The organism is Stieleria magnilauensis, from assembly GCA_007753675.1.
GTDB classification, from domain to species: Bacteria; Planctomycetota; Planctomycetia; order Pirellulales; family Pirellulaceae; genus Stieleria; species Stieleria magnilauensis.
In genome coordinates this window covers 8,792,759-8,817,851 of sequence record CP036432.1, presented here as the reverse complement: position 1 = coordinate 8,817,851, position 25,093 = coordinate 8,792,759, and the positions used below count along the sequence as shown (strand labels likewise).

General features: G+C 56.3%; 15 protein-coding genes. 7 read left to right on the top strand and 8 right to left on the bottom strand.

The window, feature by feature from the left end; translation table 11 throughout:
* Window positions 1-126: 126 nt before the first annotated feature.
* The 3 genes from TBK1r_RS31685 to TBK1r_RS31675 form a co-directional block, all read right to left on the bottom strand.
* Window positions 127-687 (bottom strand): rhomboid family intramembrane serine protease, encoded by a 561-nt coding sequence (locus tag TBK1r_RS31685; protein ID WP_145219407.1) that lies wholly within the window; start codon window positions 685-687, stop codon window positions 127-129.
* 557 nt (window positions 688-1,244) lie between these two features.
* Window positions 1,245-2,423, bottom strand: a complete 1,179-nt coding sequence (locus tag TBK1r_RS31680; protein WP_419580592.1) for a 3-dehydroquinate synthase — start codon at window positions 2,421-2,423, stop codon at window positions 1,245-1,247.
* Between the two features lie 92 nt (window positions 2,424-2,515).
* Window positions 2,516-3,442, bottom strand: a complete 927-nt coding sequence (locus TBK1r_RS31675) for an alpha/beta hydrolase (protein ID WP_145219403.1) — start codon at window positions 3,440-3,442, stop codon at window positions 2,516-2,518.
* A 579-nt stretch (window positions 3,443-4,021) separates the two neighbouring features.
* On the opposite strand from TBK1r_RS31675, the gene TBK1r_RS31670 reads away from it, so the two are divergent.
* Window positions 4,022-6,748: a hypothetical protein gene (locus TBK1r_RS31670; RefSeq protein ID WP_419580591.1), complete on the top strand. Its 2,727-nt coding sequence runs from the start codon at window positions 4,022-4,024 to the stop codon at window positions 6,746-6,748.
* A gap of 159 nt (window positions 6,749-6,907) precedes the next feature.
* Here TBK1r_RS31670 and TBK1r_RS31665 read toward each other — a convergent pair whose 3' ends face one another.
* Complete coding sequence (locus tag TBK1r_RS31665) at window positions 6,908-8,233, bottom strand: integron integrase (RefSeq protein ID WP_372896444.1); 1,326 nt, start codon at window positions 8,231-8,233, stop codon at window positions 6,908-6,910.
* Window positions 8,234-9,848: 1,615 nt separating this feature from the next.
* Between TBK1r_RS31665 and TBK1r_RS31660 the strand changes: the two genes are divergently transcribed.
* Window positions 9,849-10,274: a hypothetical protein gene (locus tag TBK1r_RS31660; protein ID WP_145219399.1), complete on the top strand. Its 426-nt coding sequence runs from the start codon at window positions 9,849-9,851 to the stop codon at window positions 10,272-10,274.
* A gap of 1,700 nt (window positions 10,275-11,974) precedes the next feature.
* A complete protein-coding gene (locus TBK1r_RS31655; RefSeq protein ID WP_145219397.1) occupies window positions 11,975-12,370 on the top strand; it encodes a hypothetical protein in 396 nt (131 codons plus the stop codon).
* A gap of 504 nt (window positions 12,371-12,874) precedes the next feature.
* On the opposite strand, the gene TBK1r_RS31650 is transcribed toward TBK1r_RS31655, so the two are convergent.
* The 4 genes from TBK1r_RS31650 to TBK1r_RS31635 all read right to left on the bottom strand — a co-directional run bounded on the left by TBK1r_RS31650 (window position 12,875) and on the right by TBK1r_RS31635 (window position 19,288).
* Window positions 12,875-14,269, bottom strand: coding sequence for an IS4 family transposase (locus tag TBK1r_RS31650; protein ID WP_145207138.1), 1,395 nt, complete (start codon window positions 14,267-14,269; stop codon window positions 12,875-12,877).
* 1,608 nt (window positions 14,270-15,877) lie between these two features.
* Window positions 15,878-17,035 (bottom strand): IS91 family transposase, encoded by a 1,158-nt coding sequence (locus TBK1r_RS31645; RefSeq protein WP_145207619.1) that lies wholly within the window; start codon window positions 17,033-17,035, stop codon window positions 15,878-15,880.
* Between the two features lie 15 nt (window positions 17,036-17,050).
* Window positions 17,051-18,025 (bottom strand): site-specific integrase, encoded by a 975-nt coding sequence (locus tag TBK1r_RS31640; RefSeq protein ID WP_419580590.1) that lies wholly within the window; start codon window positions 18,023-18,025, stop codon window positions 17,051-17,053.
* A gap of 12 nt (window positions 18,026-18,037) precedes the next feature.
* Window positions 18,038-19,288, bottom strand: a complete 1,251-nt coding sequence (locus tag TBK1r_RS31635; RefSeq protein ID WP_145207852.1) for an IS256 family transposase — start codon at window positions 19,286-19,288, stop codon at window positions 18,038-18,040.
* 847 nt (window positions 19,289-20,135) lie between these two features.
* On the opposite strand from TBK1r_RS31635, the gene TBK1r_RS39270 reads away from it, so the two are divergent.
* From TBK1r_RS39270 to TBK1r_RS31610, 4 genes are all read left to right on the top strand, one after another.
* Entirely contained in the window at window positions 20,136-20,468 is a 333-nt protein-coding gene (locus TBK1r_RS39270) for a hypothetical protein (protein ID WP_419580589.1), read from the top strand.
* A 2,144-nt stretch (window positions 20,469-22,612) separates the two neighbouring features.
* On the top strand, window positions 22,613-23,038 hold the full coding sequence (locus TBK1r_RS31620; protein WP_145219391.1) for a hypothetical protein: 426 nt from the start codon (window positions 22,613-22,615) through the stop codon (window positions 23,036-23,038).
* 694 nt (window positions 23,039-23,732) lie between these two features.
* Window positions 23,733-24,047: a hypothetical protein gene (locus tag TBK1r_RS31615; protein ID WP_145219389.1), complete on the top strand. Its 315-nt coding sequence runs from the start codon at window positions 23,733-23,735 to the stop codon at window positions 24,045-24,047.
* Window positions 24,048-24,147: 100 nt separating this feature from the next.
* Entirely contained in the window at window positions 24,148-24,621 is a 474-nt protein-coding gene (locus TBK1r_RS31610; RefSeq protein ID WP_145219387.1) for a DUF3806 domain-containing protein, read from the top strand.
* Window positions 24,622-25,093 lie beyond the last annotated feature (472 nt).

The window sequence follows — 25,093 nt, the reverse complement described above, 5'->3', positions numbered from 1 at the left end:
GCAGATGCTCGGTTTGCTTGCCCCAGGCTATGGTTATTCATGCCCTTTGGGCAAAAAGCGACTTGTGTAGATACCGACTGTTCTGTCCGTCACGGACGGGTAGCGTCAGGGTCGTTTGCCGGCTCGTCACGTTTTGATTCTCAACCGCCCGGCTTCACCGCTGGTGAAAAACGCAACCGCGCTGCCGCCGATCAAGCCACAGAGGTGGCCGTCCCAGGAAACCTCGGCGCCGCCGCCCGGTAAGATCCCCGACAACAGTGTGCCGCCGAACAGGATGCCGACCACGATCGCGACGCCGACCGAGGCCAGTCGTCGAGTCAGGAAACCGCTGACGATCAACAGTCCGATCAGCCCGAACACCACGCCGCTCGCGCCGACATGATTCGCGTCACGCCCGACCAGCCATAACAACGACGCACCGACGAGCGAGGTCATCGTGATGAGCAACCAGGGGGATTTCTGCGAGCTCACCAGCAGGCCCAGCAGGATTCCCAGCGACATCGTGTTGCTAAACAGGTGCCCAAAGCTGCCATGCAGAAACGGCATCGTCACGATCCCTAACAGCCCGCTCCAATGCCGTGGCTGCAACCCGAGGTCCGTCAAGTCATACGGAATCGTGGCATCGACGATCCGGATCAGCCACAGAGACAGTAGCAGAACGCCGATCCGATAAAACTCCTTCTGCATGTCAGGCAAGACCGTTACGAGGTTAACGATGGCAGGCAGTCCTGCCGGTCAAGATACACATTCATTCCCTCGTTCGTAGGCTCGCACCAAACGGCTGATCATGGTTTGAGATCAGCCGCTTCGCGCCAGCGTCCGGGCACCTTCATTGATGTTAACTTAGCAGTATCGGTCGAAAGCCTGGGGAAACAGGGTATCCGAAGCGGAGCCTGGGCTATGCGGAATCTCTCTATAAGACGCCTGCTCCATCATTCTGCCCCGAATCATTCTGCCATCCCTCCCGGTTTCCGCCGACACGACAGGGTGCGGTGGTCTGGGGGGGAGGTAGGAAGATTTTGGAGGTAGGAAGATTTTGGAGGTAGGAAGATTTTGGAGGTAGGAAGATTTTGAAGGTAGGAAGATTTTGAAGGTAGGAAGATTGGCTAGATCGAATGAATGGCGCATCTCATCATTTTCTTACCTCCGAAATCTTCCTACCCGATTTTCCCGCCGACCTACAGACTCGTGCCCAATCACTTGCGAGACTCAGCGATAGGGCCCGCTAAAGACAAGACCGTGTGCTAACGTTTACCAGCGATACGGTCGCCTTCGGCACGCAGCATTTCGATCGCCTTTGCCATCGCCGCCGAGTCGATTTCGTGAACGTCGATGCTCTCTCCGACGCCTTGAAGCATCGTGATCGTCAAGCGGCCGCCGAGGTGTTGGCGGAACTCTTCCAACCCATCGAGCAAGCGATCGAGCGGCGACAAGGCTTCGTGCCAAAGCGGCAATCCGAGTGTGTGCAAGCACTCGCACACGCGGTGTACGTCTTCGATGGCGAAGCCGAGTTTGAGATGCGAATAGAAGCAATCGATCGCGACTCCGATCGCGACGGCTTCACCGTGCCGAATGTCAAAGTCCGTGATCGGTTCCAGCTTGTGCGCCGACCAGTGGCCAAAATCCAGCGGTCGGGCTTCCAGCATTTCGAACGGATCACCGCCTTCGGTGATATGCCGCAGGTGCAATTTGCAGCTCGTCGCAATCGCCGCCGAGGCAACGGTCATGTCGCGTGCTCGGATTTGGTCGGCGTGGTCACACAGCCAATCAAATTCGGTGCGACTCTTCAGCAACGCCACCTTCACCGACTCGCTGAATCCGCTGCAAAAGTCTCGGTCGGGCAGTGTTTTCAGTAGCGAGGCATCGTTGATCACCGCCCACGGAACGCTGAACGTGCCGACCCAGTTCTTCTTGCCGAAGTAATTGATCGCGTTCTTGACTCCGACCCCGCTGTCGCCTTGCGCCAGCGTTGTCGTGGGGAGACGAATCAGACGGATTCCGCGGTGGGCGATCGCAGCGGCGTACCCGACCGCGTCCAGCATCGCACCACCGCCGATCGCGATCACGTAGCTGCGCCGGTCCAGGTCATGGGCATTGATGGCCGCCAGAATCTGTTCGACGCAGACGGAATCGTTTTTGACCGCTTCGCCACCTTCGACCAAGACCACATCGCTCACGAGATTCACGCCGGCGGATTCGGTCAACCGCTCCGCGAGGTCGGCAACGTGGTCGGCCGCTTCGGCGACCGGGCGTTCGGCGACCAGCAGCACCTTGGCGTCGCCAAAGCTGTCCTGTTTTAAAAGCTCCAGCAGCGTCGGAAAATCGGCGCCCGCGATTTGCTCGGTCGTCCGCAAGCGGTGCACGAACGGAACCGCAAACGGAACGTCCAGCGATGAGTCGGTAGCGGCGTTGCCTTGGGGCACCGCAGGGGAAGATGGGGGGCTGGAGATGATCGAGTCCGCGACGGAGGCTGGGGGCTGGGGCGAATGACTCTTGGGGTTCGATGGACGAAGCATTACGGCGTCAGCTCCTTCCATCCCCGCCACAGCCATCGCAGCGAGTCGGGGAAAATCGCGCCACCGTGGTTCCCGTCGTGGGCTCCGGTGCCGAACACAAACTTGTAATCGTAGCCGGCAAATTCGAGAGACTTGGCCATCTGTTGGTTCGCCAGCGGCCAGTTGCCGTGCTGGTTGTCCAGGTCGTTTGCACCATCTTGCAGCAAGACACGCAGCGGCTTCTTTTCGGTTTTACGGATCATTGCGGCGTAGTGGTGGCCGCCGCGGATGTTGACAAAGCTGCCGATGTGGCTGAGTACCTTGCGAAACTGGTCCGGCCGATGCCAGGCGACACCGAAGGCGCAGATGCCTCCGGAGCTGTTGCCGCAAATCGCTCGCAACTCGGGGTTGGAGCTGATCCGATAGTCCTTTTCGACGGCCGGCAAGATTTCCGTGAGCAAAAACTCGGCGTAGTCACCGCTGACGGTGTCGTATTCGACGCTGCGATTTTCCGGACGGGGCCGCCAGTCGCGTTTCTCGGGCAATTCGCTCGTGTAACCCGGGTCGATCATCACCGTGATGGTCACCGGCATGTCACCTTTTGCAATCAAATTGTCGAAGACGACGGGCACGCGGTAGTCGCCGGTGGTGCCTTCGAAGGTATGTCCGTCCTGAAACACCATCAGGGCAGCGGGCGTTTGGGCGTCGTATTGTGCCGGAACATAGATGCTGTAACGGCGTTTGGTCCCGGGGAAGACCTTGCTATTGAGCCACACGTGTTGGGTGACCGTTCCGTGTGGAACCGCATCGTTTGGCTGGGAGTCGGGGCCGTGTTCGTACTTGGCGGCGGGCTCTTGGGCGAACAACTCCGCAGGCGGGTGGAAAGCAACCAAGCCGGCGGCCAGGCACAGGGCGACGAAACTCGGCGGAGGGGTGGGTACAGGCATCGAAGGTGGGGCGGGCGTCGTTGAGGTGGGGAAGTCACCTCTATGATAGCAGCCGCGGCATGCTTTGCATTCGTGTTTATGGGGAACGAAGCCACGCGGGCGGTTGAAAACGCTTGGGGGGACAGTCCCCAGAGCGGCACTCAGCGAGCACGTTGGTGTACAGGCTTTAGCCGCCCTGGCTCGCTGCTCCGCAGCGAGCCAGGAAGGATCGCCTCAAGGCTAGACACCAACATGTGCTGGTGTGCAGGCTTTAGCCGCCCGTTTCGCTGCTCCGCAGCGAGTCAGGAAGGATCGCCTCAAGGCTAGACACCAACATGCGCTGGTGTGCAGGCTTTAGCCGCCCCGAGTCGCTGCTCCGCAGCGAGCGGAGAATCGCCTCAAGGCGAAACACCAACACGCGCGGAACGACGTCACGGCCGCAGTTCCGCAGAAGCGGACTTTTCACACCCTGTGCGAATTTGCTATGCCGTAGTTCCCACTGGAGGACCAGTCGGTTTTTTCACCAACGGATTGAGACCCATGAAAGCGTTTGGCGTAAGACTCGCCGCAGGTGCTGTGACGATTTTGTTGGGAGCCATCATGGCTGCCCAAGCACAAAAAGACCAAGAAGCCAGCACCGAATCGGCTTGGACCGAAGAGCAAATTCCACCCGGCAAGGCGGTTTCGCCTATCGGCGCAACGGCGGGTTTGCAGTCGGTCGATCCCGCAGACGTCCAGTTGCTCAAACCGGTCGGTGAGCCCGGACCTGCGGAAGGCTCAGCGTCGCCGTCGGTGCGTCTGGTTCAGCACACCGAGTCGAGCGATTCGATGGTGTTGCCGGAAATCCCCGCGGACTCCGAGAATTCGGCGCAGCCCGAAAGCTCCACCGGCGGACGTTCGGTGATGAAAATGCGGTTGCCCAGTTTTGACGACGCGCCCCCGATGGATGCCGAAGCGGACGTCGCAATCGACGCCCAAGCCGACGCCGGCGGACCTTCGTTTTCAATGGGATTGCCGATCGCCGATGCTCCCGCCGCATCGCTTCCCGAACAACCCCGACTGTCCGAAATCACGTTCGCCGAGACGCCCAGCGAGAACGGTTCCGAACCACCCCAAGCCGGCAGCGATCTGGCCGGCAGCGATCTGGCTGGCAGCGACCTGGCTGGCAGCGGCCCAGCCGGTCCACCGCCGGCGAACGATCTGCGCGGCGGAACGTTTGCGAATTCCGAAGCATTCGACCCGAACACCGCATCGGCTGCCGCTGCTGCACCACAAGGATTCGATCGCGGTCCCTCGTTGACCGATACCGCCGATCCGGCCGCCGGGATGCCGTCGGCCATGTTGACGCCTGTCGGTGAGGATGCGGCCGGGCCGTCCCAGCCGCAATTGGCCGAAGCACCGGGGTCGACGATGCGGATCCATCGCGATCCGGCGATGACGCTGGCAATCGGCGCCACCCAATTTCCGATGCAAGACGAAGCGGAACAGCCCGCACCGGCTGCGTCTCAGCCAGCGATGACTGCCGCCACCATGGGCATCACGTCTCGGCCTCAAATCGTCGGCAACGGACAAGTTGCCGATTCGACACCGTCGCCCTACGGCCAACCCGCCGCCGCGCCGACCGGACAAGGCTACGCGCAGCCGACCGGTGGTTTCGGTGTTCCCGATCACTCTCCGATGGCCGCCGCGCCCGCGGCAACCCAATTGCCTGCTCCATCGTTCGGTACCCCGGCGACGGGCGCCAGCGCGATGCATCCGCAAGGGATGCAGTCTCTGCCGACGGCGGCTTCCGCGACGAACTACCCCGCCACCGCGCCCGCCTATCCTGCGGCACAGGCCTATTCGGCCGCGGCTCAAGCACCCAACGCTTCGGTCTATCAGGGTGTCGGTTACAAGCAAACCGCTGCCGAAGGTCAATTGCCCGCCGGACCAACCTTGGCGGCTCCCGGCGAACGTTACCTGGACGGTCCACAGTCTCCGTCGGTCGTGATTCACAAACGGGCGCCTGAGGAAGTGAAGGTCGGCAAGCCGGCTTCGTTTGTTATCACGGTCAAGAACGTCGGCGGTTCCAAGGCGTTGAATGTCCAGGTTCATGACCGTGTCCCCAACGGAATGACGTTGACCGATGCGACGCCGCGTCCGAACCCGAAATACCAACCCGAGTTGTATTGGGAACTCGGTGATCTGGAACCCAACCAAGAACGCACGATCACGTTGCAATTGACTCCCGAACAAGAAGGCGAGTTGGGCAGCGTCGCCCGTGTCACGTTCGAAGCCGCCGCGTCGGTCCGAACGATCAGCACGCGGCCCGAATTACGCGTCGTCCAACGGGCACCTGAAAAGGTCTTGATCGGTCAGCAACTGGAGATCGAATTGGAAGTCAGCAACCCGGGCAGCGGCGACGCGACCGGCGTGATGCTGCAGGAGGACGTTCCGGTCGGACTGGAGCATCCCCAGGGTACACAGCTGGATAACTTGATTGGCACACTCGGTCCGGGTGAAATCCGGCGACAAGTTTTGCGGATGCGGGCGGTCAAAGCCGGTGTTGTGCAAAATCAGATTCGCGTCAAAGGCGATGACGGATTGGAAACCACGCACACGATCGCCGTCGAGGTGGTCGCTCCGGAGTTGAAGGCGACCCTGACCGGACCGTCGCGTCGGTTCTTGGAACGACAGGCCACCTACACGGTAGAGATTGCCAACGTGGGGACGGCCGAAGCACAGAACGTTGAGATGAGCGTTCAGCTTGATCGTGGATTCACGTTTGTGAAAACAGACTACGAAGGACAATACGACGCGTCTCGACACGCCGTGTTCTGGTCCTTGGACGCATTGCCGGTCGGACAATCCGGCAAGGTGCCGTTGACGCTGTTGCCGGTCGAAGAAGGCAATCGTGTGTTGCAAACCGTGGCGACCGCGGACTTGGGCATCAAGACGATGACCGAGAGTCAGGTCGCAGTGGCCTCGCTGGCCGAGCTGACGTTCTCCATCAACGACAGTGCCGATCCGATCGAAATCGGTGGCGACACCATCTACGAGATCCGAATCAGCAACACCGGTTCTCGCGACGACACCAACGTCAAGGTCGCGTTGCAGCTTCCCCAGGGGTTGCAGTTGGTCGAACAAGGTGACTTCACGCCTCAAGGACAAGGCATCATCGCCTTCTCGCCGCGAGCCCTACTCAAGGCCAACGATGAAATGGTCTATCGGGTCAAAGCCAGGGGTGTCGCTGAAGGGCGGCATCTGGTCAAGGCGATTGTCACCAGCGACCAATCCAACGTGCCGGTGACGAAGGAAGAGAGCATCATGGTGTACGCCGACCGCTAGTTTTTCTCGAGCAATGTAGCGGCAGCCCATTTAGTTTCTCTCCCTCTGGGAGCGACGGCGTTTGCGCAGCAAGCAAACGCCAGAGAGGGCCCGCGCAGCAAAAGTCGCCGCCGCCCTAGAAAACGAAAGCCTTGGCGGCTTCCACCTGATGCCGGCGAGTCAAACCAACCCCAGCCGATCCGCGGGGCTGGTCACGGCCAATCCCGGCCGGTTCATGACGTGGGTATAGATCATCGTCGTCTTGACATCCTTGTGTCCGAGCAATTCCTGCACGCTACGAATGTCCGCCCCGTCATCAAGCATGTGGGTGGCAAAACTATGGCGAAGCGTATGAGGGACCGCTTTCTTGAGGATCTCGGTTCGGCGCAGGGCCTGTTTGAAACGAGCTGGAAACGTGCGCTCGTGAACATGGTGACGCCGAGTTCGTCCACTGCGGGGGTCTCGTGAGAGTTTGTTGGATGGAAACAGGTATTGCCAACCCAGGTCACGTTGAGCAGCAGGGTATTTCCGCGCCAATGCGTAGGGAAGGTAAACTTCTCCGTATCCATCGGCGAGGTCTTGGTTGTGCATCGCGCGCACCGTGGCGATCTGTTGTTGCAGCATCTCAATGGTGTTGTCGGGTAACACCGTCACGCGATCCTCCATTCCCTTCCCGTTTCGGACGACGATCTGGCGTGTTTCGATGCAGAAGTCTTTCAGCCGCAATTTCCTGCACTCTCGGTGTCTCAAACCGGCGCCGTACATCATCAAGAACATCAAACGGTAGACCCCGGAAACATATTGAAATATTTCAGTGATCTCCGTTTTGGTCAGCACAACGGGCCGATATTCGCTCGTCTTGGCTCGTACGGCATTGATAAAGTGGAGATCGCGACAAAGCACCTTCTCGTAGAAAAACAGGATTGCCGAAAGTGCTTGGTTCTGAGTCGATCCTGCGACGTTGCCTTCGATTGCCAGATCAGTCAGGAAGTCCCCAATTTCTGGTTCGCCAAATTGTTCAAGCCGGTCGTCATCTAAGTGCCGGATAAACTTTTTGAGTTGGCCGACGTAGGCGTCTTCGGTGCTCTTGGGATGATGTAACCGACGCAATGTCGCTCGCATCCGCTGAACGCACTCCGGTTCGGTCGCATCGATCAGACCTGCATTTCCTTCCCCCGGCACAAGGTCAGCATCATAGTCCTCGCCACCGCCGATGGCTCCGTCGTAGCGACGCGTGATTTCTGTCAATCGGTCTCGAATAGGCCGAAAGTCTACGACGCTGGTTTGCAGCACCGTTCCTTGGTAGGCCTCGATCGCGCGCGCCGCTTGAAGCCGTTGCCAAGCGGGAGTTTTGGCGGCAAGAAGTTTTTGAAGAAACTCGATCACCAGGTCACGCCGAACCACAATCTCTTCTGAAGAGTCTGTTTGGGCTCGGACGGCCGGAAAGCTAGCATAGCTGCCCAACCACTTTGGAAACCACTCGCGATCCTTTTCGGGAAGATTCATCACGCCAAGGCACCGTCGAAATCGTTCCACTGACATCCTCATCGCTCCCGCGTTGATCCAGGGTTGTGGGCCTTGTTCCGCATTATCGGTCAGCCAATGGCCTCGGCAAATGCCCGCGACCGGCGATGCAAACAGAAGGCATCGAAACGCACTTCACGTTTTTTCGTCGATCCGAAAACCTTAGTGACTCGCGGACCGCTTGACTACCCCTGCAGGGTGCCGTAAGATCGGGTGGCGGGAGATATTCCGTTGTCCAACCGCGGAATATGTACTTTTACCGCAGTTGGACCACCAATAATTGATTGTTCCGCCAACAAGCTGAGCTCTTCGCCGATTCCTGGCAACGCGTGAAACATGAATCCTTACGTACCAAGATCGCGCGGGACGTCAGCGCCAGTTCCCTGGTATCGCCGCCGTACCATTTGGATGCTTCTAATTATCGTCTACATTTCGTCGTACGTCGTTGCTTCACGCCGTGCGTTTGCAAACGCTGACGAACGGGAAATAGACGGTGTATGGTTTGCGCTTCCGGGTGATGGTGAAAACTGGCGATGGACGCACTATTCACTGACAACACTCTACTTTCCGTTGATCGCAATTGAATCGGCCGTTGGTACCGGGCGCCCTATAACCAATGAACCAATGTGGTCTCTCACGCCCTGAACCCGAAATCAAACGTTAGGTCTGGGTGTGTGGCCTGCATCGCGTCAGATTCCAGTTGGCAACTGAACCGATACAATGGCGGAACCATGACATGAACCGAAGCGGCGGAGTCGTCGTTTTTGAAGTGGTCGGTCTTTTGCCGCCGCTCGGTTATGTCTACCGTTCACGCTGCTAACCGACGCCTGACAACAGTGCCGATTTCTCTTTCGTGTGTTTGGCGTGTTTCGTGGTTCCCTCATCTGCGATGTTCTCAGCATCGTCCAACGCCTGACATCCCGGCTGCGATTGGTGCGCTCGAAGTGTACCCAACGGATTTCATCAGACCTCCGTTTCCTGGAATTCGCTCCTGATGCCACGGTTCGACAGGTACGCGGTCGACTGGGCCGAACGAAAAGAACCGATGGCTGAAATGGTGACCGCTCAGTGTTTGCCGAGTCCAACGGAATCGATGGATCGTATTTGGTTGGTTGGGCGATGTGTCTTAGGCCCGGAGGGCCGATAGAGTATTTGCCGGTGGTGTCAGCCACCGGGGATGGATTCCATACAACGCTCAAGGCCCAGCGGGCCGACACAGTAATCGGGGTTTGAGCGTTCCCGGGCGGCTAAGAGAACAATTGTGTCGGCCCTTCAGGCCTTTGTACTTCATTGCCCTGAATACCGGTGGCTGACACCACCGGCAAACACTGTGCCAGCCCTCCGGGCTTCATCGTACCTGTCCAGCGAAAACAAGTCTGAGCCAGACACCTCGAATTTCCATCGGCGATTCCAATCGAGTACATTGGCCCCCAGCGATGATGGTTCAAACTGTCGTCGTGGCCGGACGCGTGAACCAGGTGGTGCACCGCAGTCGGCGAGTCAAGTTTGTTTTGAGTTCCGGTCCATCGCGCCGACGCGGTGACCACTGCCGTTCCCCGACTGAGTGAAACGCAACCGGTGACACCTCGGTGTATCGATGACACTTTCCGTCTCGCTCTATCGTCATGACACCGAACGACTAGAATTCGTTTCCGTCCCCGATCTCGACAGCGGGTGCGCAGCGGGTTTTGAATGCTATCGGACGCGGTTGTGGGGATCTCGCTCGTTGACGGACCGTGGTGCTGCATTCATGCCGGCGCTCAAGGCCAATGACTTGTACGTGACGCCCGACGAATTCGATGCGTTTCGCGATGAACTTGCCATGATTCATCGGAACGCTCGTATGATCGCTCACGAAATCTGGCCGTATGAGCTAATCGATCGGTACTGCCCCGTGCAACGCTCACAACGCATTCGACGGCTTCGAGTACGCGGCGCGCGAGACATCCGTACTTATGTAAACCGATTTCGTTCTGCTCTGGATGTTGCTGAACGCATGAATCTGGGGTTCAATATTAGTTGATGGTTCACCGTTTGCCCTGACTCAACAAAGCGGGGAACCATGGGTTGCAACGGAGGCCGCGAGTTGACGTTTTTGAAGTGGAGAGTCGTTTGCGCGGCCCCGCTGAACCCTACCGTTCTGTCGTCACTTACTGCGATATCATTTCCGAGGGTTTTGTTTTTTGCCAAGTGTCAAGTTTAGCCTTCGAACGCTGCTCATCCTTGTCGCGGTGCTCGCTGTTGCAACGCAAATTTGGATGAATCTGGAGTACAATAAACGTTGGCAGAGGACTCGAGCAGACCTTCGAGTTTGGGCCACCAACGTGGGTGTTGGTGAAAAACGACGTTCATCGCATTTCACTTGTAGATTTGCCACTCAGTCAACACCATCGGCAACTTTCTCCGTTTCGACTTTTAGGTTACGGAAAGCGAAGGATGGTAGTTGGACACAAAGTACGGGGCCAACTCACCCTACTCGAGTTTTTGTTGTTCCACCAGGAAAATGGGTCGATAGCGTAGAGGACGTCATCGAGACATGGGACCAGTTCCGATCGCACTAACTCGTCCTGAACACGTCAACAGCAAAACACTGACAGAACCATGAAATGCACGGCAGGCCGGGAGTCGCGATTCTTGGACTGCTTGCAAGTCTTTCGCCCGTCCACCGTGATTTCTACCGTTCCTCGTCATTAGCGAGACCCCAGTCGTCGATTTGTGTTCACGGATTTACTAGCCAGATTGCTTGAGCGTTTCACTCTGTCAGTGGACGCATGCAGCGTTGATCTGCCAGCGTCGGTCTTGTACGTCCGCTTGATCGATGCCGCTTGATGACCGGGATCTCTTTCTGTCGCGACGCCCCACAAAGTGAATTGGCACGTTGGTACCCGCCGCAACGGACCAGGCGTGTGATCCACCGCAAGGTCGTTTCGACGTCTCGTTGCCGGATGGATCGCAATGATCGGTGCCGCGCCCATTGAGCCTCCGCATTCAATGATTTCAATGCCGCACAAAAAGTTGCCTCAACTGATCGATCACGCTATTCTGTGACCGCCGGGAAGCGTTTTGGCGCTAGGACCCGAGCAATGACGAAGACAGTCAGAGTCGAGGAACAAAGCCGTGCACCTGAGCACTCGATCTCGTCTGTTTTGAGTTCAAGTTGTTCCGCTCGTGCCAGGTGACGGCGGCCGTTCCTCGTCAGTAGCGAAACTTCCGACATCGATTTGTGTTGACGGATTTACTGGCCAGATTGTTTGAGCGTTTCACTCTTTCAGTGGACGCATGCAGCGGTGATCTGCCGGCGTCGGACTTGTACGTCCGCTTGATCGATGCCGCTTGATGACCGGGATCTCTTTTTGTCGCGACGCCCCGCGATGGGAATTGGCAGCATTGGTACCCGCCGCAACGGGCCTGACGTGTGAGCTACCGCAAGGATGTTTCGACATCTCGGTGCCGGCAGCATCGCAATGATCGGTGCCGCGCCCATTGAGCCTCCGCATTCAATGATTTCAATGCCGCACAAAAAGTTGCCTCCACTGATCGATCACGCTATTCTGTGACCGCCGGGCAGCGTTTTGGCGCGAGGGCCCGAGCATTGACAAAGACAGTCAGATCCGAGGAACGAAGCCGTGCACCTGAGCACTCGATCGAGTCTGTTTTGAGTTCAAGTTGTTCCGCTCGTGCCAGGTGACGGCGGACGTTATTTGACCAAAGCAGGCAGTACAAATGCCGTTTGTAATTGGTAGAACTGATGGCAGCCTCGACTTTGACTCGCTCGTAGCTCAGCTTTTCTGTGCCTTCCCCGAATCACGAATGATCTCGGACGACTACTACCGAGATAGGATCGAGCGCGAGAAAGAGATCGCGAAGCGACTTGGAATGGCAGAAGACAGCGCGCCGATTCGCTGCACTGAACGTGTCGCACTTGAACATGGCACCCAACGCCATCTAGCCGTAAGTATTTCCCAAGGCATTACACTTGATGCCCGAATTGACAGACTTGGTATACTCGCTGTTGGTGGAGACGATACTGTCGTATGCCGGGCTGCAGTTCAGGGGCTGATCGAGTTTCTGCGGGCTTGGAACTTGGAAATCGAAACGAGCTGGGACGACGTCAAATAACCATCGCATGCAACGGAGCCGGCGGTCGGGTCGGTCCTGAAGTCAAAGCATCTCGCGCCGGCCCGCTGATGCGTGTCGTTCACGCTGCCATCTGACGCCTGACACGTTACGGCAGATCGATTCGTGTCATTCAAGCGATTCGTGGACCAATCTCTTCTCCGCAGTTCCCATCCTGCTCCAACGCCTGATATCCCGACTGCGATTGGTGCGTTCCAATCGCGCCCATCGGATTTCATCAGACCTCTGTTTCCTGGGATCCGCTTTTGATGTCATCGTTTGATACGTAATGCGTTTGAGGCCCGGAGGGCCGGTAGAGTGTCTGCCGGTGGTGTCAGCCACCGGGTATGCAGTCCAAGCAATTCTTCAGACCCAGCGGGCCGACACAGTGTTCCGGCTTCTAGCAACTCCGGGTAGCCACATGACCGATTGTGCCGGCCTTTCAGGCCTTGGTGTTTCATTTCATTCGCTACCGGTGGCTGACGCCCAATGCCACCTACTTTGTGGTCATTCGGGTGGTATATCATCGGGCTGCTGTTTTTTTCTTCGAAGTGACTTCTGGAATTTCGTTGTCTTTTGGCGCCGCGGGTGGGCTATGCGTGGGTAGCTGCGAGGCAATTTTCGATTGGGAAGTTTGCGGCCCGCTGCGCTCACCAAAGCGCCGTGATAAGCCAGCCTCCATTCCTCCAGGGTCGTAAGCTTTTCACGTAGCAGATGATGCTTGAACGTCGTCCAAACTCCCGTGAAGCTGAGCTCGCGAGGGTCAACTCGAATCAATTTCGCTGCTTGTTTGCGTAGCTGAGCGACAAGATTATAAGCGATGATCGATCCCATTAGCTCCTTCATCACCGTGTCGACACTCTTGGCGCGAATGTTTTCTGTGTCCATCGTCACTTTGACATCGCGGATATCGAACTCCACATCGTAGCGACGAACGTACAGGGCAGCGGCCGAGTGAGCGTCCGTCTCAAGGCTCGTCACGATCTCCAGCGTGTCTCCATTTTCAAGTTCAATTTGGTGGAGAAAGACTTCGATAGACGTGTCTTTACTAAGATCGAGATTGGTTCGGCGGTCCTTCGGTGTCGGCCGCCAAATCAAGTGAAACGTCTTGTACCCGTCCCCTTGGTCGACCAACGTAGCCGACTTGCGGTACGACCTGAATCGCTGTTTGGTCAGCCGCAGCACGAAGTCTTGATGATGTAATTGGCAGTGGTGGGCGACATTAAAAATCCCAAAACCGCTATCAGCCAGAACGATCGAGCGTTTCGGGAGTCGTTCAATAATCGGCTTGGCTTGCTCAAGTTCACTTTTGTTGTCCGCTCCGTACATCGGATCGACTTGCGGCAACAACGCGCACCCGGTCTGCATTTCATTTGCGACCAGCAATCTCGCAATAGGCCAAACCGTCTCTCCGTGTTGGTTGGACGCCGGCGGGAACGCTTTCTGAAGTGCTTCGGTCGGAGGAAGCGTGATCGTCGTCCCATCGATAATGAATACACGTCGATCGAGAAAGGCTTTGGGAGCGCGGGAAGCAAGGTGATCGCAGATTCGATGGGAAAACTCTTCCACGACAGCGAGCGGAATCCTTTTTCTGGCGGCGTTGTAGGCCGAATTGTTTTCGGAAAGGCGATTCTCTTGAACCCTTCGATTGTCAGGCAAAATATCCGTATGATTTTTGAGCAAATCTGCGACGGCATCGGTTAGTGAGATGCCTCCTTCGAGCCGTTGTAAAACGAGTAGCCAGAGGGTCGGGGCCTGCGTATAGACCATCCGCGCGTTGGCACAATCGTGATCTTCAAAGACCCGTTGTAGTTTGGGTAATTCAAGAAGCTCAGCCAGCAACGCTTTGGCTTTGCCAAAGCGAGACTCTTCATCGGCACCGAGTGTCGTCGGGTCGACCATGGCGATTCCCAGTCAGAAAGGCAGTAAGTGTAAACTTACCTGCCAGGCGCAAAAATCGTGCCAAAACCGGGTTTTTGGGACCGCGCCACCCGATAGGGTCCAGAATAGGTGGCATTGGGCTGACGCCACCGGCATGCACTATGCCAGCCCTTCGGGCTTCATCGCCGTTGCCCGGCGGAAACAAATCAAAGCCAGGCACTCCGAATTCCCTAGGGTTGTTCGGATCGAGTACATTGGCCATCAACGGCGATGGCCCAAGCTGTCGTCGTGGCCGAGACGCGTGAACCAGATGGTGCACCGCAGTCGGCGTGTCGAGTTTGTATTTGAGTTCCGGTCCATCGCGCCGACGCGGTGACCACCGACGTTCCTCGTCATTAGCGAGACCCCAGTCGTCGATTTGTGTTCACGGATTTACTAGCCAGATTGCTTGAGCGTTTCACTCTGTCAGTGGACGCATGCAGCGTTGATCTGCCAGCGTCGGTCTTGTACGTCCGCTTGATCGATGCCGCTTGATGACCGGGATCTCTTTCTGTCGCGACGCCCCACAAAGTGAATTGGCACGTTGGTACCCGCCGCAACGGACCAGGCGTGTGATCCACCGCAAGGTCGTTTCGACGTCTCGTTGCCGGATGGATCGCAATGATCGGTGCCGCGCCCATTGAGCCTCCGCATTCAATGATTTCAATGCCGCACAAAAAGTTGCCTCAACTGATCGATCACGCTATTCTGTGACCGCCGGGAAGCGTTTTGGCGCTAGGACCCGAGCAATGACGAAGACAGTCAGAGTCGAGGAACAAAGCCGTGCACCTGAGCACTCGATCTCGTCTGTTTTGAGTTCAAGTTGTTCCGCTCGTGCCAGGTGACGGCGGCCGTTCGCCCAATAAGTAATCTCTTAGAACCAACAACATGAAGCAATCCGGATGGCGATGGCCGTGGCAAAAACCGGAAGAACCAAAGCCGGTCCGTCCTCCAAAGATCGGGGGTACGCGTGCGCCCGCCAACGTCCAAGAAATTGACTTTACGAAACCGCACGATTTCCATTTTCGAATCGCATACGACAAATCGGCAACCCAAGTTTTTGAGCGCTGCCTTCTGGTTGGATTCACTACTCCAATGACGGACGAGGACAACCAGCCCGCGTACGAAGAGTTTACTCACAATCGATGGATTGTCCTACAACGAGAAGACGGGCGCCGAGTGTACATACCGCGCGACAACTTGCTGTATATTGAAGACTCGGACCCGAGTGCCAATAGTTGACCCGAAGAGTGGGCGAACCAGTAAGGATTTGACTTCGCGAGCTTGCGAGCCGAAGTTCAAGTCCTCTGTTCAAGAAGCCCGATAACGCTCGCTCGGCCGCCTAAATCTCTCTTGGATTTTGCTTCGATGGCCCGGGCTCGTTCAAGACGTATCTGCCAGGTGCGATGCTCTTCGGCGGTTGCCATGCTGGTCTCGATACGGTGAGCCGGCGGCAGCGGATGTGCGTTTTGCCTGCCAAGGTGCGCTTCGGCACCACGTCTGCGCGAATTTGAACGCGATCAGCGCAGAGCGTCTCTGTTCGCCTCCCCGATGACGTTTGATTTTGTGTCTCCGATTTCCGTTGAACGTTCAATTGGCTCTCCTTTGAAACGCCGCCGGTGGAGGTCCACGAGGAAGTGGCATCGGGTCGAAGCTGACCGTCACCACACGCAGGTCACCACCACAGTGGGCACAGCGAGGCTCGCTGACGAGACGTTCCGGTTGTGGAGCATGCCCGCTGGCCAACCAGTACACCCAGCCCAGATGCATCCACACAAGGAGTTGCAGTTCATCCAGGCGGATCGCCGAATTGCTGCTCATCCAGCCATAGTGCCGCACTTTCTGGAATCCGCTGGGGAGAATGTGCTGCGCGAATCCCTCGACGAACTTGACACCTTTAACGTTCCGCTCGATCGTCCGCTTGGCCTTTGTGGGCGTGACGGTGTACGAGACCGAACTGTCGGTGACCGAGACGATCCGTTTGTCGCTGATCGCGACTCGATGGATGTAGGGCGCGAGGTAACGCAATGAGCCCCACGCATTTCCGACCGCTTCGATGTCCACCACGAAGTTCTTCTTCCACGCTTCGCGCGGCACCGAATCGTAAAGTCCACAGCGGCGAAGCTCGTCAGCCAACTTCGCTTTGTAGACCCGAACCAGGGTGCCGTGGCGAAACAGGAAGCCTTGCGGTGTGCTCTGCCAGCCGATCGCCGCGCCCTCCTCATCGACCTTCACTCCACCGCCGGGGATGATGTAGTGAATGTGCGGATGATAGACGAGCGGATCTCGCCCCCAAGTGTGCAGAACGCCGAAGTAACCGAGCTTGCATCCTTTCAGTGCTTTGGTTGCGGCACCGACGTCCCGAATGCTCTGTGCCGAAGCATCAAAGAGCGAACGATAGCCTTCACGTTGGTTCGCGCGCAGCACCAAGCCGACTTCACGGGGAACCGTGAAGGTGACGAAGAAGTGATGAACCGGTAGCAACCGCTTCTGATGCTTCTCGATCCAACGTTGCGACTTCTCGTGACCACAGGTGGCGCAGTGACGATTTCCGCAGCTCCGTCCCGTCCAATGCGTTTGGCCGCAGCCGTCGCATCGATACAGGACTCCGCCAAGGGCACCGGTTCGGCAAAACGGCAACAACGAGATCACGCGTGCAACCTGATACAGTGACTCGGGGAGCGGGTCGGGAAGCTTGGCGAGGTATGCCGGTCCATGCTTGGCGATGGCTTCGGCCAGCGTGGACACGTTTCGGCGACCGGTTTACTTCAGTCGTGCGGGACAGCCGAGCGCATCGGGATCATCGTCGTCCCCCGGCAACTTTCCGAACAGTCCGTCGATCGCTCCCCGCGCATTGGCCTCCGCATCTTCGGTCAGATGTAGATAAACGAGGGTCGTCTGCAGCGAGGAGTGCCCCATGTATTTCTGGATGACCTTCAGCCCAACTCCGGCTTCGAGCAGATGCGTTGCGTAAGAATGTCGCAACGTGTGGATCGTGATTTTCTTGCCGAAGTTGAGCTTCTTGGCGATCTGCTTCATCGCACCTTGGACGGTGGTTTCCGACATCGGACGCTCGGCCTTGCTCTTGCCATGGATGTCGAAGCAGTACCCGGGCGAAACGGCGGGGAAGATCCACGTGTCGTGATGATGGGTCAGCCAATAGGCACGCAGCAACTTCAGAGTTGATTCTGGCAGCGGGACGTAACGATCCTTTGCCCCTTTGCCGCGGTGGATGTGGGCAAAGCCGCGTTGGCTTTGCAGATCCGTCGTCTGCAGATGAAGCGCTTCGTTCAGCCTTAAGCCCATCGAATAAGCGGTCCAGAAATACGCGTAAATCCGCAAGGTGTTCGCCTGACCGATCAACTCGTGGGTTTGGCTGATGGTCAGGACTTCCGGCAGTGCGGTGATGTTTTGCAGTTTGAGCATGGAAAAGATGTCCCAGTCTCGCTTGCAGGTGCGGGTAAAAAAGAACTTCACTCCCGAGAGGGCGACACGCAGTGAACCGTAGGCGAAACCTCGGTCGTTCTTGAGGTGCAAGAAGAATTGGCGAACATGGTTCTCAGTGACTTGGTCGGGGGAGCACTTGGCGAAATCGGAGAGTTGCCGGATGGCACGGATGTATCCGTCGTGTGTCCGCTTGGCCATCCCGGAGAGTTGCAGGTCTTCGCTGGGTTTTTGACGAAGATCCTCGGGAAAGTAGGCCCCCAGAGCAGGGGCCTGTCCAAAACTTTGTGTCACCGGTTCAGTTGTTTAGTATCGGTGGCTCGGCGGTAGGCGGTCCTCAAAGAGGATTGCAAAGTGGTTGAGTGCTTGCTTCCAATACTTGATCGGGCGGGTCCAGCGTTTGGATGCCTCCATGATCGCCATATAGATCAACTTGGTTGCTGAGTCCTGGCTCGGGTAGATCTTGCGGTTCTTAGTAAACTTGCGAATCGTGCTGTTGACCGACTCGATTGCGTTGGTCGTGTAGATCACCTTACGAATCTCGGGCGGGAAGTCAAACAGTGTGATGATGTCCGTCCACTTATTTCGCCACTGCCGCGAGATCGTCGGATACTTCTTGTCCCATTTCTCCGAGAACCGCTCCAGTTCGCTTTCAGCCTCTTCGGTTGTCGATGCGCGGTAGATTGATTTTAGATCACCTGCGACTGCCTTGCTGTCTTCATGCGAGACGTAGCGAAGGGCGGCGCGAACCAGGTGCACCAAGCAAAGCTGAATTCGAGCTTGTGGAAAGGCGGCTCGAATGGCTTCGGGGAACCCGGCAAGGCCGTCGACACAGCATACGAAGATGTCGGAAAGTCCGCGGTTTTTCAGGTCGGTTAAGCAGTTCAACCAGAATTTCGCCCCCTCGGTTTCAGCGATCCAGAGGCCCAAGAGCTCTTTCTTACCATCCAGATTGATTCCCAAAGCAACGTAAATCGTGTGGGGGCTGACCTTGGCCGATGCACCCCGAACGTTGACGACGATCCCATCGAAATAGACGATCGGACACACCGGATCGAGACGCCTCGACTGCCAAGTCTTTAGCTCGGCTTCCAGGTCCTCGGTGACGCTAGCGATCAGCGTTGGTGAAACATCCACGCCGTAGAGGTCTTTGACGATCTGCTGGATGTCGCGGGTGGTCAATCCTTTTGCGTAGAGGGCCAGGATTTTGTCATCGAATCCATCAATGCGACGCCGGTGCTTTTCAATGATCTTCGGCTCAAACGTCGAGTCTCGATCCCGAGGTGTTTCGATCTCCAGTTCCCCAAAGTCACCCTTGAGCTTCTTTGAAGAATGTCCGTTGCGACAGTTGTTTCGTTTTTCTTTGGAAGGCGTGCTGCCGGAGGCCGGTTCGGATTGTTCTTGATCGAGATGGTGATCGAGTTCGGAGTTGAGCATCGTTTCGATGCCCGACTTCATCATTGTTTTGACCAATGCATTCAATTCACCGATGCTCGAAGCATTGCGAGCAAATTCAGCAGCAAGTTGTTCGACTTGCTCTTTCGTCTTGGTATCCATGGGAAGGGGCTCCTGCAGGAGAAAGTGTTTGGGTCAGCTTACAGTTATTGCTGGCAAACACAAAATTCCTGACAGGCCCAGAGCAGCAGACTTTTGCGAATTGCGGCGACGATTGTTAGACTTGGACATCGAAAGTTCCTTGTGGAAGGAGTGTGTGAAGCGGTTCACCGTGAACCGCTCCTTCCATCAAGGTCTCATACCCACCAAAATCCCGCCGCGAAGCGGCTTACTTGAACCAGACGATGCACGTGAGTCGCCGAGTTGAGCTTTTTGAAGTGGTCAGTCGTTTGCGGCGACCACGTGATCGTTAACGTTCCCCGACTGAAGAATTGTGTCCGAACCTATTGCTGAAACCAAATTCGATTGCGTCGATCGACACGGAAACGCTTTTGTCGCGACAGTCCAGATTGGCGACCCCACAACTCGCGAAGACAAGCACGGTCGGACTGAATACCTGATTCACGTCTCCTTTGATCCGTTCATCGTAAGGCGCCCCCAGGGTGGACACGACACGTTCACCGCTCTGTGTTTCGCAATCGAACTAGTGCGTAAGGCATTGCGCGTATTTGTTGCGCATGGTGGTACAGTGTTCATGCACGGAACGCGATCTCCCATCGACATTGATGATCCGTACTTTACTCCAATCTGTGGTATCATCGATCGTAAATTCATCGACGGAGACCCCGCACCTGGTTCACCTTGGCTCTGAGATTGCGGGGAACCATCCCGTGCACCGGAGCCGGGCTTGCAAGGTTTCACGAATGGACACTCAACTTTCCCGGCCCGGTGACGGGTAACGTTCTGGCACGAATCGTGACAGGTCTAGAGCAGGAGTCGACATCACGCCGTGCCCAATACTACACAGCTCACAGAGGAACAATACATCGCAACGTTTGTTGAACCAATGCGGCGTATCGACGAAGATGAATACGTTGAAATCGTTCCTCTGGCTGGCTACGTGGAAAACTGCATTATTGATTTCGATCTCGCTGACATAATGAAAGATTTGCAACTTCAAGATGTTTACATCAACGGAGACCGGACGTTCGGTCATGCATTGCTCTACTACGGGAAACCGAACTGCTACCTCGTCGTCATCACCGACTACACGCACCTGCGTGTTTACGGTCACCACCTTTTGGACCTAAACGAGAAATACGGAGCAACTGCTGCTCGCTAGGCATTCTCGAATCTGCGACAATGAGTTTGCCAGAACCAGGCGATGGACACGAAGTCGCTAATCAGGTCCTTTGGCCATCACAATGTCATTCGTCGCGACTCGGTCATCGCAATCGTTCTGCCGATGAAGTGCCCTGAGTAATGGGAACGTCAATGCGCACTCAATTTGGAATCGCTCATTGTTTGTGGGCAACGGTCGTGATCGCCGCTTTGTTCGCAACCTTGCAACTTCCCCGTGCCGCCGCACAGACCGCGATCCTTATCGAGGTATGGCTTGGTTTTCACGTTTTGATCGCGTTGCGTCAAAAATGCTACGCAGGAATCTTTGTGGGCGTCGTCGCAGCACTCGTTGTGGGGATGTTTTTCCCACACCGATCTGGGACTTGGATCCCCGGACATTCGTGGCTCGGCATGCTGATGCCCTCACAACTAATTCCGTTGCTCGTTATGCTTGGCGTCGGTGGCTTTGCTCAAACATGGTTCGCTCGGGTCTACATGAAGGAACTTGATCAAGAGGCACGAAGCAGGAAGCGGCGAGCCGAGAGGTATCGGTTTCGTGACCTGCCGCCGTAACTAAACAAGAATGGCAGAACCATGGCATGAACCGAAGTGGCGGAGTCGTGGTTTTTGAAGTGGCAAATCGTTTGCCGCCACTCGGTTATGCCTGCCGTTCTGTCGTCACTTACTGCGATATCATTTCCGAGGGTTTTGTTTTTTGCCAAGTGTCAAGTTTAGCCTTCGAACGCTGCTCATCCTTGTCGCGGTGCTCGCTGTTGCAACGCAAATTTGGATGAATCTGGAGTACAATAAACGTTGGCAGAGGACTCGAGCAGACCTTCGAGTTTGGGCCACCAACGTGGGTGTTGGTGAAAAACGACGTTCATCGCATTTCACTTGTAGATTTGCCACTCAGTCAACACCATCGGCAACTTTCTCCGTTTCGACTTTTAGGTTACGGAAAGCGAAGGATGGTAGTTGGACACAAAGTACGGGGCCAACTCACCCTACTCGAGTTTTTGTTGTTCCACCAGGAAAATGGGTCGATAGCGTAGAGGACGTCATCGAGACATGGGACCAGTTCCGATCGCACTAACTCGTCCTGAACACGTCAACAGCAAAACACTGACAGAACCATGAAATGCACGGCAGGCCGGGAGTCGCGATTCTTGGACTGCTTGCAAGTCTTTCGCCCGTCCACCGTGATTTCTACCGTTCACGCTGCCAACCGACGCCTAGCAGCAACGGCACATCGATTCGTGTCATTCGAGTGATTCGTGGACAAATCTCTTCTCCGCTGTTCGCATCCTGTTCCAACCCGTGACATCCCAGTTGCGAATGGTGCGCTCGAAGTGCGCCCATCGGATCTCATCAGGCCTATGTTTCCTGGGGTTCGCTCCTGATGTCATCGTTCGATAGGTGCGCGGTCGACTCGGCCGCATAAGACAAACCGACGCCTGTCAAATGCAACACTGACGCCTGACGCGCCCACTGCTGATTGGGAGACTCGATTTCCCTCGGCGATTTCAATCGAGTACATTGGCAACCAGCGATGACGGCTCAAACTGTCGTCGTGGACGAGCCGCGTGAACCAAGTGGTGCACCGCAGTCGGCGAGTCGAGTTTGTATTTGAGTTCAGGTCCATCGCGCCGACGCGGTGACCACCGACGTTCGTGGCGGTAGACGTGACTGCCAATGTCCAACGCCTGTCGTCCATGCTGCTGACGGGTGCGCTTGAATTTGGCCCACTTGATATCGTCGAACCTCCGTTGCCTGGGATTCGCTCTTGATGTCACGGTTTGACGGGTGCGCGGTCGACTCACCTGACGAAAGACAAACCGACGCCTGTCGACTTCAATGCTGACGACCGACGCCTGACGTGCCGGCTGGAGATTGGGACGTTGTAATTTCCCACGGCAATTCAAATCGAGTACATTGGCAAACCGCGACGATGTTTCAACCCGGCGTGCCGACCGGCGCCACGAACCCGGCGATGCACCCCAGCACACTCATTATTGCGAGACGCAAACTTTCACCCAGATTCGATCATCACGCTCACGCCGTCTCAATCGTGAAGGCCCGTGTGCGAGGTGATCGCTGACGTTCCCCGACTGAGTGAAACGCAACCGGTGACACCTAGGCGTATCGATGACACTTTCCGTCTCGCTCTATCGCCATGACACCGAACGACTTGAATTCGTTTCCGTCCCCGATATCGAGAACCGTTGCGCGGCGGGTTTTGAATGCTATCGGACACGGTTGTGGGGATCTCGCTCGTTGACCGAACGTGGTGCTACGTTCATGCCGACGCTTAGGAACAACGACTTGTACGTGACGCCCGACCAATTCGATGCGTTTCGCGATGAACTTGCCATGATCCATCGGAATGCTCGTGCGATCGCTCACGACATCTGGCCTTATGAGGTAATTGATCGGTTCTGCCCGGTGCAACGCTCACAACGCGCTCGACGGCTTCGCGTACGTGGCGCGCGAGACATTCGTACTTACGTGAACCGATTTCGTTCTGCTCTGGATGTTGCTGAACGCATGAATCTCGGGTTCAATATTGGTTGACGGTTCACCGTTTGCCCTGACTCAACAAAGCGGGGAACCATGCGATGAACCGAAGTCCTCGAAAACGATTTTACAAGTGGTGACTTGTCCGCTCGGACTCGGTTATCGCCAACGTTCCTCGTCAGTAGCGAGACTCCCAACATCGATTTGTGTTGACGGATTTACTGGCCAGATTGCTTGAGCGTTTCACTCTTTCGGTGGGCGCATGCACCGTTGACCTGCCGACGTCGGACTTGATCACTCGATTGATCGGTGCCGCATGACAACTGAGATCTCTTTTTGTCGCGACGCCCCACGAAGTGAATTGGCACGTTGGTACCCGCCGCAACGGACCAGACGTGTGATTCGCCGCAAGGTCACTTCGACATCTCGGTGCCGGACGCATCGCAATGTTGGGTCACGCGCCCATCGAGCCTCCGCGTTCGATTTCTTCAATGACGCCCAAAAAGTTGCCTCAACTGATCGATCACGCTATTCTGTGACCGCCGGGCCGCATTTGACGCAGGTGCCCGAGCAATGACGAAGACAGTTAGATTCGAGGAACAAAGCCGTGCACCTGAGCACTCGATCGCGTCTGCTTTGAGTTCAAGTGTTTCCGCTCGTGCCAGGTGACGGCGGACGTTCTGTGCATGAATAGGTTAAGATGGAGAAGCTACACTTACGATTGCAGCGACCAGTACCCGGTGTCGATCACATGAATGCGGTTGACCCTGAACAGTTCGCGCGTTTCCATCCGCACTGGGATACCATTGCCGCGAATCTAGACGTAGATCGAATCAACGACTTCTACGTTTATGAAGGGGAATACGGCAACTCGTCCACTCGATGGCATAGTTCGGCGAAGGGATTAATGGCCGCCCGCTCGGTTTTAGAACATCTCCGTGACAACCGCGGCGCATTGGACGACCAAACGCACGCTTCATATATTGATCTGATGGAGACAATTGAGTCAGTGCTGGATGATGCTGATCTCAGAGACACCCGCTTTTGCTTCGTCGGCAACTACTGAGCACAGAACAATCGCGTGCACCCGAGTACGCGAGTCTAGCGGTTTTGAAGTTGAAAATCTTTCGCGCGTACCGGGTGACGCGTGACGTTCTGCCAAAGACATGAAACCAAAGTTCAGTCAGCCCAACCAAGCCGAGCAGGAGTGGATCGCTAAATCAATTGCTCACGCACGCTCGCTCATAGCGGCCTCGGATCCTGATGGTGACGCCTGCGATATGACGCCTGGCGTCCTCGATGTCGCATACAGGCAATGGCTTACCAATGGAACAGACATCAACGAACAAGCCAATGACGTTGTACACGCGATCGGATTTGCATTCGGTCAGTTTCTCGTAGACAATGATGAATTCGAATGGACACTCGTCACTGATCAATTTGGTACGGATCTCGGCGTTCGCGCACTGCCAAGTATGGGCGACGTATTGGTTTGTCCTGCGAGCATGGTCGCAAAAAGATGGGAAACAAAGGAAACCGATTTTCTTGTGCCTATGTACCGCGCTGTGATTGATCAGCGAGACAGCGTTCGCAAATCCTGGGAATCGAAAGAGACAAAGCCATGGTGGAAACCGTGGTAAGATGGCAGAACCAAGGGATGCAACGGAGCGGCGGTGGTGCGTTTTTTGGTGAGATCAAGGTCAACTCCCGCCGCCCGCTGATCCCAACCGTTCGTGGCGGTAGACGTGGCTGCGATCGTCCAACGCCTGTCATCCATGCTGCTGACGGGTGCGCTTGGATTTGGCCCACTTGAAGTCATCGAACCTCCGTTTCCTGGGAATCGCAATTGATGTCATCGTTTGATTGGTGCGCTCGAAGGACGCCCACCCGAATTCATCAGACCTCCGTCTCCTGTGATTCGCTCTTGATGTCACGTTTTGACGGGTGCGCGGTCGACTCGGCTGACGAAAGACAAACCGACGCCTGTCGATTTCAATGCTGACATCCGACGCCTGACATTCCGGCTGGAAGTTGGGATGCTGGAATTTCCCTTGGCGATTCGAATCGAGTACATTGGCAAACCGCGACGATGTTCCAACAGGCGTGCCGACC